Source organism: Phenylobacterium sp. (assembly GCF_035276905.1).
In the GTDB taxonomy this organism is placed as follows: Bacteria; Pseudomonadota; Alphaproteobacteria; order Caulobacterales; family Caulobacteraceae; genus Phenylobacterium.
Map to the genome: position 1 here is coordinate 1 of NZ_DATELG010000358.1, position 11158 is coordinate 11158.

An 11158-nucleotide genomic window follows, 5' to 3' on the forward strand; every position below is an offset into this window, starting at 1 on the left:
GACCGCGGCGATGGAGTCCTCCAGGTCGACGATGGTGGTCAGCGCCGATTCCAGGATCACGTCGGCGATCCCGGCCGGGTCGGCCTTGCCCACCGGATGGGCGCGGTCGACCACCAGCTCGATGTGCAGGCCGTGGTGGCGGAAGAGCAGGGTCTCGCCCTTCCGGCCGACCAGCTGGGCCGGGTCGGCCAGCGCCGGCTCGCCGCCCTGGAAGTCGGCCCACGTTCCCTCCGCAAGAGGAACCGCGTCGTCGAGGAAGGCCTTGGCCCAGGCGATCACCTGGGCGCCGCGGGCCGCATCGTAGCCCCGGCCGGCGGGGGCGCCCGGCAGGGCGTCCGTGCCGTAGAGCGCATCGTAGAGGCTGCCCCAGCGGGCGTTGGCGGCGTTCAAGAGGAAGCGGGCGTTGAGCACCGGCACCACCAGCTGCGGCCCGGCCAGGCTCGCCACCTCGGCGTCGACGTTGGCCGGGCAGACCTGGAACGGCGAAGGCTCGTCCACCAGGTAGCCGATCTCGCGCAGGAAGCCCTGGTAGGCGCCCTGGTCGATCGGCCGGCCGGCGCGGGCCTGATGCCAGGCGTCGATCTGCGCCTGGATCGCCTCGCGTCTGGCCAGCAGGGCGGCGTTCTGCGGCGCGAACCGCTGATAGATCCCCGCCAGCCCCGACCAGAACGTTTCCGCGCTCACCCCGGTCCCCGGCAGGGCCCGGTCCTCGACGAACCGCACCAGCGGCTCGGCCACCTGCAAGCCGGCCTTGTCGATCATCTGGGTCATGGGGAGTGTCCTTGGGGGGCGCAGTGCTGGTGTGTGGGGGAGGATACTGAAAGGCCTCAGCCGTGGCGGGATTGGCCGCGTTCGGCGCCGACTATTTTGGCGACGCCCTGCCCGCACCCCCTAACCCGGCCTTTCCCCCATCGAGGGGGAAAGGAGCGAGCACCACAATCGCATCATTCAGCGCGGCAGGTTCAGCTGCTCGGAGGTGATGGCGTACTTGGCGGTCGCGCAGCTGCGGGTCTTTTCGGAGATCGCCTTCCAGGCCGCGCGCGCGTCCTCGCGGGTCTTGAACGGGCCGAACACGTCCGGCTGGCCGTTCTTCAGGCTGTGGAAGGTGGTGCTGCTGTACTCGCCGCCGACGACCCAAAAGCGTTCGGTGGTCATGGTCCTTGCTCCTTCGGTCGGGCGGAGGGACAGGCCCTCCGCCGCTCGCTTCGATCAGGCGAACTGGTTCATGGTGTTGTGGACGCCGCCGGCCTTCAGGGCGGCTTCGCCGGCGAAGTATTCCTTGTGGTCGTCGCCGATGTCGGAGCCCGACATGTTCTGATGCTTCACGCAGGCGATGCCCTGGCGGATCTCCTCGCGCTGGACCTTGAGCACGTAGCCCAGCATGCCCTGGGCGCCGAAGTACTCCTTGGCCAGGTTGTCGGTGGAGAGCGCCGCGGTGTGGTAGGTCGGCAGGGTGATCAGGTGATGGAAGATGCCCGCGCGCCTGGCCGCGTCGGCCTGGAAGGTGCGGATCTTCTCGTCGGCCTCGATCGCCAGCGCCGTGCCGTCGTACTCGGCGCTCATCAGCTTGGCGCGGTCGTAGGCCGCAACGTCCTTGCCGGCCTTCGCCCACGCGTCGAACACCTGCTGGCGGAAGTTCAGCGTCCAGTTGAACGACGGCGAGTTGTTGTAGACCAGCTTGGCGTTCGGATGGACCTCGCGGACGCGGTCCATCATGCCGGCGATCTGCTCGATGTGCGGCTTCTCGGTCTCGATCCAGAGCAGATCCGCGCCGTTGTCGATCGCCGTGATGCAGTCGAGCACGCAGCGGTCCTCGCCGGTCCCGCTGCGGAACTGGAAGAGGTTCGAGGGCAGGCGCTTCGGGCGCAGCAGCTTGCCGTTCCGGTTGATGATCACGTCGCCGTTCCTGAGCTCGGACGGGGCGATCTCCTCGCAGTCGAGGAAGCTGTTGTACTTGTCGCCCAGGTCGCCCGGCTGCTTGGAGACGGCGATCTGCTTGGTCAGGCCCGCGCCCAGGCTGTCGGTGCGCGCGACGATGACGCCGTTGTCGACGCCGAGTTCGAGGAAGGCGTAGCGGACCGCGCGGATCTTCTGCAGGAAGTCCTCGTGCGGGACGGTGACCTTGCCGTCCTGGTGGCCGCACTGCTTCTCGTCGGAGACCTGGTTCTCCAGCTGGATGCAGCAAGCGCCGGCTTCGATCATCTTCTTGGCCAAGAGGTAGGTGGCTTCGGCATTGCCGAAGCCCGCGTCGATGTCGGCGATGATCGGCACGACGTGGGTCTCGAAGGCGTCGATCGCCTCGACCAGCTGCTCCTCGCGCGCCGCGTCGCCGGCCTTGCGGGCCGCGTCGAGGTCGCGGAACATCATGCCGAGCTCACGGGCGTCGGCCTGGCGCAGGAAGGTGTAGAGCTCTTCGATCAGCGCGGGCACCGAGGTCTTCTCGTGCATCGACTGGTCCGGCAGCGGGCCGAACTCGGAGCGCAGGGCCGCGACCATCCAACCCGACAGGTAGAGGTAACGGCGCTTGGTCGATTTGAAGTGCTTCTTGATCGAGATCATCTTCTGCTGGCCGATGAAGCCGTGCCAGCAGCCCAGCGACTGGGTGTACTGCGCCGGATCCGCCTCGTAGGCCGCCATGTCGCGGCGCATGATGTCGGCGGTGTAGCGGGCGATCTCCAGGCCGGTCTTGAAGCGGTTCTGCACGCGCATCCGGGCCACGGCTTCGGCGCCGATCCCGTCCCAGGTTCCGTGCTTGCTCCTGATGAGCTGGCCCATCTCGATGATGTGGTCTTGGTAGGACATTTTTGACTCGTCTGCGAAGTGACGGGGGAGGTCGCTTTGACAACCGTTGCCTGCTCCTAACGCCTGTAATCCCCTTAAGGAAACCGGCTTTCGCAGCGCAAAAAGCCAAACTGTCACAAGAACACCTTGTCGATCCTGTAAATCTGTGACAATTCATACTCCATGGCTGCTCCCTCCACCGACCGGAAGCTGTTCCTCGGCGCGCGCCTGAAGCGCCTGCGCCGCGATCTCGGCCTGACCCAGACGCGGATGGCCGAGGATCTCGGGGTCTCGCCGAGCTATCTGAACCTCCTGGAGCGCAACCAGCGTCCGGTCACCGCCCAGGTGCTGCTGCGCCTGGCTGAGGCCTACGACCTGGACCTGAAGAGCCTGTCGGCCGACCCGGACTCCTCCGGCGCCACCGGCCTGACCGAGGTCTTCACCGACCAGCTGTTCCGCGACTTGGGGTTGCCGCGCCACGAGATCGCCGAGGTGGCCGAGAGCGCGCCGGGCGTCGCCGAGGCGGTGGTGCGTCTCTACCGCGCCTATCTCGATCAGCGGCGCCTGTCCGAGGCCGGGGCGGCGGGGCGACCGGAAGAAGGGGCTGCGGCCGCGCCCTTCGCCATGCCCTCCGACTGGGTGCGCGACTTCATCCAGGCGCAGAAGAACCACTTCGGCGAGCTGGAGGACTCGGCCGAGGCCATCTCCGAGGAGGTCGGCGTCGAACCGCAGGAGTTCGCCTGGGCCGCTCGCGAGCGGCTGGCCAAGAAGCATGCGATCCAGGTGCGGGTGGTCCCGGTCGAGGTGCTGCCCGAGAGCGTCCGCCGCTTCGACCACCACCGGAAACGTCTCTTGCTCTCCGAGGCCCTGACCGCCGAGGGCCGCGCCTTCTCGCTGGCCTTTCAGCTGGCGATCCTGGAGCATCGCGAGCTGCTCGACCGGCTGGCCGACCGCGCCAATCCCCCGGACCGGCCGACCCGCAACCTGCTCAAGGTCTCGCTCGCCAACTACCTGGCCGCGGCGCTCTTGATGCCCTACGCCGCCTTCCACGAGGCGGCCGAGCGGACCGCCTACGACATCGACCTGATCCGCGCCCGCTTCGGCGTCTCGTTCGAGCAGGCCTGCCACCGGCTCACCACCATGTCGCGGGCCGGCGCGCGCGGCGTGCCCTTCTTCATGATGCGGGTGGATTCGGCCGGGAACATTTCCAAGCGGTTCGCCGGCTCGACCTTCCCCTTCTCGCGCTTCGGCGGCGCCTGTCCGCGCTGGAACATCCACTCCAGCTTCCGCACGCCCGGCCGCATCGTCACTCAGATCGTCGAGACTCCCGACGGCCAGCGCTACTTCACCATCGCCCGCACCGTGACCCGCGTCGCCACCGCCTACGCCGGCGAGGACGCGGAGCTGGCCATCGGCATGGGCTGCGAGCTCAAGTACGCCGAGCGGCTGATCTACTCGCGCGGCCTGGACCTGAAGGAGCCGAACGCCGTCGCCATCGGCCCCGCCTGCCGCATCTGCGAACGCCCCGCCTGCCCCCAGCGCGCCGCCGAGCCGATCAGCCGCACGCTGACCATCGACGACTTCACCAAGTCGATCTCGCCCTATCCGTTCGCGGGTAGTTAGTCCCTCCCGCTTCGCAGGGGAGGAGCGAGGTCACTTCAAAGCCCTGGCAGCTTCAGGTGCTTGTTGTCGTCGCGCTGGATGACGACCGCCTTGTCGCCGATCAGGCCGGTGATCCGCTTCTGCTCGGACGCGGCGTCGACCGGCGCCGGCGTGGTCTGGTCGGCGGCCGGCTTGTCGGAATGCCAGAACATCACCCGGTCGGCGAAGCTCTTGTCCTTGTGGGCGACGTCGCCGAACTCGTCGTCGACGACGTAGCGGATCAAGGGGTCGGCCCTCTCGGCGCCGGCTTTGGCGACAAGCGCCTTCTCGCCGTCCGACCGGACCTGCGATTCACGGGCGCCCATCAGGGCGGTGCGCGCGGCGCTTTCGGGCTGCAGCTCCTGCGGGCGCGGTTCGCCCGGCGCCGGCGGGCGCAGCGCAAAGTCAGGCGGCACCACCAGCGGCGCCTTGGTGACGACGCGGAACTCGTCGGGGGTCACCTTGCTCATGCCCAGCGCCTTGCCGGCCGAGCTGCACCCGGCCAGGCCGGCCGCAGCGATCAGGGCGGATGCGACGATCACTCGGTTGACGCTCATGAACCTAAACAGCTCCAAAAGGCCGCCCCTCGGCCCAAATTCCGGATTTGATTAGCGCAATCGTAACGCGGGCGCCACGCGCGATTAGATCGCATCCTTTTGCGCCACCGGCTGGCCCTGCTTCTCCTGCATGAGCATGTCGAGCAGGAGCAGCGCGATGCCGATGGTGATGGCGGCGTCGGCGACGTTGAAGATCCACGGGAACCACAGCCGCGAGACGTCGATGAAGTCGGCGACCGCGCCAAAGCGGATCCGGTCGACGACGTTGCCGACCGCCCCGCCCATGACCAGGCCGAGCGCCACGGCCGTCAGCGCGCGGCCGGCCTTGCGCACCCAGACCGCCAGGAACACCGAGACGATGATCGAGAAGGCGACCAGCGCCCAGCGGGTCAGGTCGACGTCGGCGCGCAAGAGGCCGAAGCTGACGCCCCGGTTCCAGACCATGGTCAGGTGGAAGGGGCCGGCGACCGGGACGGTCACCTTCAGCGGCAGCTGGAAGACGTGCAGGATCCAGAACTTGGACGCCTGGTCGAGCGCGACCACCAGCGCCGCCAGGAGGTAGGCGAAGATGCCCAGCTTGGTCACGGCCTTCATGCGGCGACGGTCCCCCGGGTCGTGTCCCAAATCTCCACCGCCGCATCGCAGCGCAGGCAGAGCATCTTCGGGGCGCTGACTTCCGGCAAGACGCGCCAGCAGCGCGCGCACTTGCAGCCGTCGGCGCGGACCGGCTCGACCGCCACGCCGTGAACCTCGGCCAGGCGGAAGGCCCCGGCGGGCGCGTCGCCCGCCACCAGCTCGGCGTTGCTGGTGCGGAACACCTCGGCCGCGTCGAGGCCGTCGAAAGCGGCGAGCAGGCTCGGGTCGGCGATGTGCACCCGCGGCGCAGCCTCCAGGGCCGCGCCGATGCGCTTGTCGCGGCGCTCGACCTCCAGCGCGCCGGTGACCACCGAGGTCACCGCCTCGACCTTGGCCCAGCGTTCCGCCTCGGCCTCGTTGCGCCAGGCCTGCGGCGTCTGCGGGATCACCCGCAGGCAGTTGGAGCCGGCGTCCGGGAAGCGCGTGGTCCAGGCCTCCTCCGTGGTGAACGGCAGCAGCGGCGCCAGCCAGATGGTCAGCCGCTCGAAGGCCAGGTCCATCACCGTGCGCGCAGCCTGCCGCTTCGGCGAATCCGGCGCGTCGCAGTAGAGGCTGTCGCGGCGGATGTCGAAGAACAGCGCCGAGAGGTCCGTCTGGCAGAACTCGACCAGGGCGCGGGTCACCTCCTGGAAGGCGTAGCGCTCGTAGGCCGTGCGGACCTCGCGGTCGAGCGCCCACAGCCGGTGCAGCACGTACGCCTCCAGAGGCGGCATCTCCGAGGCCGGCAGCCGCTCGGCCGCGCTGAACCCCGCCAGGGCGCCCAGCATGTAGCGGATCGTGTTGCGGATCTTGCGGTAGGCGTCGGTGGTGGTTTGCAGGATCGTCTTGCCGATCCGCTGGTCGTCGGCGTAGTCGACCATGCCGGCCCAGAGCCGCAGGATCTCGGCCCCGCTCTCCTTGATCACCGTCAGCGGGTCGACCGCGTTGCCCAGCGACTTCGACATCTTCTCCCCCTTCTCGTCGAGGGTGAAGCCGTGGGTCAGCACCCCCTTGTAGGGGGCGCGGCCGCGGGTTCCGGAGCTCTCCAGCAGCGAGGACTGGAACCAGCCGCGGTGCTGGTCGGAGCCTTCCAGGTAAAGGTCGGCGGGCGCGCGCGTCGGCTGGCGGTCACGCGGCCGGCCCTCCAGCACGAAGGAATGCGTCGAGCCGGAATCGAACCAGACGTCGAGGATGTCCTCGACCTTCTCGTAGCGGCTGACGTCGACCGCATCGCCCAGGAAATCCTCGGCGGGCCGGGTGAACCAGGCGTCGGCGCCTTCCCGGGCGATGATGTCGACGATGCGGGCGTTGACCTCGGCGTCGTGCAGCGGCTGGCCGTTGTCCTTCTCGACGAACATCGCCATCGGCGAGCCCCAGGCGCGCTGGCGGCTGATCAGCCAGTCCGGCCGGCCTTCGACCATGGTGCGGATGCGGTTCTTGCCCGCCGCCGGATAGAAGGCGGTCTCGTCGATGGCGGTCAGCGCCGTCTCGCGCAGGGTGCGGCCGTCGTGGCGGGCGCCCTGGATGGCGTGGTCCATGCGGATGAACCACTGCGGGGTGTTGCGGAAGATCACCGGCGCCTTGGAGCGCCAGGAATGCGGATAGGAGTGCTCCAGCCGGCCGCGCGCCAGCAGGTTCCCGGCCTCGATCAGCTTCTCCATCACCGCGCCGTTGGCCGGGCCGAACTTGCCGGCCTTCTTGCCCTCGGTCTCCAGCACCTTGAGGCCGGCGAACAGGCCGACGTGCGGATAGTAGGCGCCGTCCGGATCGACGGTCTCGGGGATCTCGCGATGACCGTGCGCCAGCCAGACCATGTAGTCGTCGGCGCCGTGGCCGGGCGCGGTGTGCACGAAGCCCGTGCCGGCGTCGTCGGTGACGTGGTCGCCGGCCAGCATCGGCACGGCGAAGCCGTAGTAGCCGTCCAGCGCCGCCAGCGGGTGGGCCAGCTCCATGCCCTCGCAGTCGATGCGCTCGACCTTGCGGTAGCCGGCGACCTTGGCCGCGGCCATCACCTCGGCGGCAAGCTTCTCCGCAAGGATCAGCTTGTCGCCGGGCCTGGCCCAGGGCGCGAACTCCAGCCCGTCCTCCATCGCCTCGACCTCGTAGACGGCGTAGGCGATGTCGGGGTTGTAGCTGACGGCGCGGTTGGCCGGCAGAGTCCAGGGGGTGGTGGTCCAGATCACCACCGCGGCGCCCTCCGCGGCCTCCGGACCTTCGACCACCGGAAACTTCACCCAGACGGTCGGGCTGACGTGGTCGTGGTACTCGACCTCGGCGTCGGCCAGCGCCGTGCGCTCGACCGGGCTCCACATCACCGGCTTGGAGCCGCGGTAGAGCTGGTTCGAGGCCAGGAACTTGTGGAACTCGGCGACGATCGCCGCCTCGCTCTTAAAGTCCATGGTGGCGTAGCGGTTCTCCCAATCGCCGGTCACGCCCAGGCGCTGGAACTGGCCCATCTGTTCGCCGATCCAGTGGCCGGCGTAGTCGCGGCACTCCTGGCGGAACTCGGCGACTGGCACGTCGTCCTTGCGCCGGCCCTTGGCGCGGTACTGCTCCTCGATCTTCCACTCGATCGGCAGGCCGTGGCAGTCCCAGCCCGGCACGTAGTCGACGTCGAAGCCCAGGGCGAAGCGCGAGCGGACGACGAAGTCCTTGAGGATCTTGTTCAGCGCATGCCCGATGTGGATTGCGCCGTTGGCGTAGGGCGGTCCGTCGTGCAGCACGAAGAGGGGCGCGTCGTCCTTCTGTCGTTCGCGCCTCATCGCCTCATAGAGGTCGATCTCCCGCCACCGCTCCAGGATCTGCGGCTCCAGCTTCGGCAGGCCCGCGCGCATCGGGAACGGGGTGTCGGGCAGGAAGACGGTCTCGCGGTAGTCGCGCCCAGTCTTGCCTTCGGAATCAGCGTCTGCGGCGGAATGGGCTTGGTCGGCGTCGTCGGCCATGGGACTTTCCAGCTTGGCTCGGAAGTTGGGGTGCGGGGCGAAGACCCGGCGCGCGCTGGAACGGCCTCGTCCGGCGGCGTCACGCCGGGCGGATAATTCGCAGAGCTTTCCGACCCGAAGTCATGGGCGAGGCTCTAACAGAGGTGCGCCGCGAACTAAAGCGGGACTCGCGCCGCGTCCGCGAAGCAGATCCGTTCCTTCCCCTGCGCTTCGCAGGGGAGGAACTCAGAACCCGCCCAGCGCCGTCTTCAGGCGGTCGAGTTGCGACAGCACCGGGTGCGGCGCTTCGTCCTCGACTTCGACGTACATGCGCCGGTCGAGATGGCGGACGCGCTCATAGAGGCGCTCGGAGCGCTCCAGCAGGGAGAGCAGGCCCGAGGGCAGGTGCTCAGCCGTGGATTCCGCGCGGCAGATCTCCTCCGCGGCCAGGCGGTAGCGGTCCTCGCAGGCCGCCGTCGGGGCCATGTCGCCTTCGCGCACGGCGCGTTGCACCAGCAGCCATGAGGCCACCTGCATCAGCCGGGTGGTCAGGCGCATGCTCTCCGAGGCGTAGGCCAGGGCGGCGTTACGCGACAGCGACTTGGACTCCTGGCGTCCGGCGCCGTCGAGGTAGCCGGCGGTCTCCTCGACCAGGTCCATGCCTTCCTGGAAGGTCCGCTCGAAGAGCTCGGAGCGGGCGAAATCCTGGATCACGTCGGCGCGCCAGGACAGGACAGAGTTTGCGTCGTTCATCATCATCCCAGCTGCCGCGCCACTCCCGGCGCGGGACGAATGGCCGAATCCGGAGGGCTCCGGTGCAACCGCCGTGCCACCCGGTTCAAGCCGGGCGCGGCGAAAACAGTGCGTCCGCGGCGGCCCGCCCGGCCCGTTTGCGATCGATCTGCGCCTGCACCCGGGCGATCTCGGCGCGCAGGGCGTTGATCCGGTCCTCGAGTTCGGCCACCGCGTAAAGCTCCAGATCTTCCTTCAGGGCTTCGTTGAGCCGCTGGCCACGGCCGAGTCGAACGTCGGCGGGTTCATCCATCGCGAAGCGAGCCTCCCTTTGCCGTCACTGGACCATTCGCCGCCGAAGTGGACTCCGGTTCGGGGTAGCGAATGGCCCAACTAAAGACTTCTGAGCAATCGCCGGTTCGTTCGGACCGGCGATTGCTCTAGGAGCCGGCTATCCAACCGCGCATCAAACCTTCGCGCAAGCTCGCCGGAGCCACACCGATGATCAATTCCGCACCTGCGACCATGAGCGCCATCGTGATCGACGGCGGCAAGGGCCCGCCCGAGGCGCTCCGCCTGGAACAGATCCGCGTCCCGCAGCCGAAGCCCGGCCAGATCCTGATCGCGGTCCGCGCCGCCGGCGTCAACCGCCCGGACCTGATGCAGCGCATGGGCGGCTATCCGCCGCCGCCCGGCGCGCCCGAGACCCTTGGCCTCGAGGTCGCCGGCGAGGTGGTGGTCGGCGCCGGCCGCTGGAAGGCCGGCGACCGGGTCTGCGCCCTGCTGGGCGGCGGGGGCTATGCGGCGTTCGCCGCCTGCGACGCCCGCCACGCCCTGCCGATCCCCCGCGGCCTGGACCTGATCGAGGCCGCCGCCCTGCCGGAGACCGTCTTCACCGTCTACGCCAACGTCTTCGAGCACGGCGGTCTGAAGGCCGGGGAGACCTTCCTGGTGCACGGCGCGACGTCCGGCATCGGCGTCACCGCCATCCAGATGGCCAAGGCCGCCGGCGCGCGGGTGATCGCCACCGGCCGCGGCGCCGACAAGGCCGCCGCCGCGAAGGCGCTCGGGGCGGACGTGACGGTCGACGCCTCGGCGGAGGACTTCGCCGAGGTCTGCAAGCGCGAGGGCGGGGTCGACGTGGTGCTCGACATGGTCGGCGGCGACTATTTCCGGCGGAACCTCGACGCGCTGAAGACCGGCGGCCGCATCGTCTTCATCGCCAGCCTGGGCGGGGGAGAGGTGAGCCTGCCGGTATTCCGCCTGATGCAGAAGCGGGCCGTGGTCACCGGCTCGACGCTGCGTCCGCGCGACGCCGACGAGAAGGCGAGGCTCGCCGTCGAGGTCGAACGCGTGGCCTGGCCGTGGATCGCCGCGGGCAAGGTGAAGCCGCAGATCGAGGCGACCTTCCCGCTGGCCGAGGCTGCGCAGGCGCATGCGCGGCTGGAGGCGGGCGGGCATGTGGGGAAGGTGGTGCTGACCCTCTAAGCTCCTCTCCCGTCGCACGGGAGAGGAGCGAAAATCACACCTCGCCCGGCGTCTTCACCTGGTAGCCCTTGGCCCGGAGCTGGTCGAGCACGCCGCCCTGCGCCAGCAGCGGGCGCAGCTGGACCACGGCGATGGCGTGGCCGGGGGTCTGCAGGGCCTTCTCGATGGCGGCCACCTGGTCGGCCTTGGTCTTGGCCTCGAAGGCCTGGGCGCCGGGGACCATGTTGATGCAGCGCTCGTAGGTGCGCTCGTTCTCCAGCGCGGCGGGCGTGTCGCCGGCGGCCCAGGCCTTGGCGGCGGCGAGGGTGACGCCCGGCCCGGCCAGCACCTGGTCGAGCACCGCGTCCAGGCAGGCGCGCGCCGCGGGCTTGGGCGTGCGGATCACCGCCCCCATCAGCGAGCCGACGTCGTAGGTGCGCTGGA

The 11158-nt window shown here is 69.3% G+C and carries 10 protein-coding genes and 1 pseudogene; 2 read left to right on the forward strand and 9 right to left on the reverse strand.

What is annotated here, in order from left to right:
• From VJS38_RS16965 to VJS38_RS16975, 3 genes and pseudogenes are all read right to left on the reverse strand, one after another.
• Nucleotides 1–771 (reverse strand): annotated as a pseudogene (locus VJS38_RS16965) (malate synthase G); the annotation flags it as partial.
• Nucleotides 772–948: 177 nt separating this feature from the next.
• The gene (locus tag VJS38_RS16970; RefSeq protein ID WP_324089330.1) at nt 949–1155 is read right to left on the reverse strand and encodes a DUF4170 domain-containing protein; all 207 of its coding nucleotides are present in this window, start codon (nt 1153–1155) and stop codon (nt 949–951) included.
• A 54-nt stretch (nt 1156–1209) separates the two neighbouring features.
• Complete coding sequence (locus tag VJS38_RS16975) at nt 1210–2802, reverse strand: isocitrate lyase (protein ID WP_324089331.1); 1593 nt, start codon at nt 2800–2802, stop codon at nt 1210–1212.
• 162 nt (nt 2803–2964) lie between these two features.
• On the opposite strand from VJS38_RS16975, the gene VJS38_RS16980 reads away from it, so the two are divergent.
• Nucleotides 2965–4404 (forward strand): helix-turn-helix domain-containing protein, encoded by a 1440-nt coding sequence (locus VJS38_RS16980; protein ID WP_324089332.1) that lies wholly within the window; start codon nt 2965–2967, stop codon nt 4402–4404.
• Nucleotides 4405–4439: 35 nt separating this feature from the next.
• On the opposite strand, the gene VJS38_RS16985 is transcribed toward VJS38_RS16980, so the two are convergent.
• The 5 genes from VJS38_RS16985 to VJS38_RS17005 form a co-directional block, all read right to left on the reverse strand.
• Nucleotides 4440–4979 carry a DUF3035 domain-containing protein gene (locus VJS38_RS16985; RefSeq protein WP_324089333.1) on the reverse strand — a complete coding sequence of 180 codons (540 nt, stop codon included), beginning with the start codon at nt 4977–4979 and terminating at the stop codon, nt 4440–4442.
• 84 nt (nt 4980–5063) lie between these two features.
• Nucleotides 5064–5573: a signal peptidase II gene (gene lspA / locus VJS38_RS16990; protein WP_324089334.1), complete on the reverse strand. Its 510-nt coding sequence runs from the start codon at nt 5571–5573 to the stop codon at nt 5064–5066.
• Entirely contained in the window at nt 5570–8536 is a 2967-nt protein-coding gene (ileS, locus tag VJS38_RS16995) for an isoleucine--tRNA ligase (protein WP_324089335.1), read from the reverse strand. The genes lspA and ileS overlap by 4 nt, the downstream gene beginning before the upstream one ends.
• Nucleotides 8537–8761: 225 nt before the next feature.
• Nucleotides 8762–9274, reverse strand: a complete 513-nt coding sequence (locus VJS38_RS17000) for a DUF1465 family protein (RefSeq protein ID WP_414692460.1) — start codon at nt 9272–9274, stop codon at nt 8762–8764.
• Between the two features lie 79 nt (nt 9275–9353).
• Nucleotides 9354–9560, reverse strand: a complete 207-nt coding sequence (locus VJS38_RS17005) for a DUF1192 domain-containing protein (protein WP_324089337.1) — start codon at nt 9558–9560, stop codon at nt 9354–9356.
• Nucleotides 9561–9748: 188 nt separating this feature from the next.
• Here VJS38_RS17005 and VJS38_RS17010 point away from each other — a divergent pair, with 188 nt between their 5' ends.
• Complete coding sequence (locus VJS38_RS17010) at nt 9749–10735, forward strand: NAD(P)H-quinone oxidoreductase (RefSeq protein ID WP_324089338.1); 987 nt, start codon at nt 9749–9751, stop codon at nt 10733–10735.
• A 34-nt stretch (nt 10736–10769) separates the two neighbouring features.
• Here the strand turns inward: VJS38_RS17010 and VJS38_RS17015 are convergent.
• Nucleotides 10770–11158: TraB/GumN family protein (locus VJS38_RS17015; RefSeq protein ID WP_324089339.1), on the reverse strand; the 389-nt coding region annotated here is incomplete at its 5' end.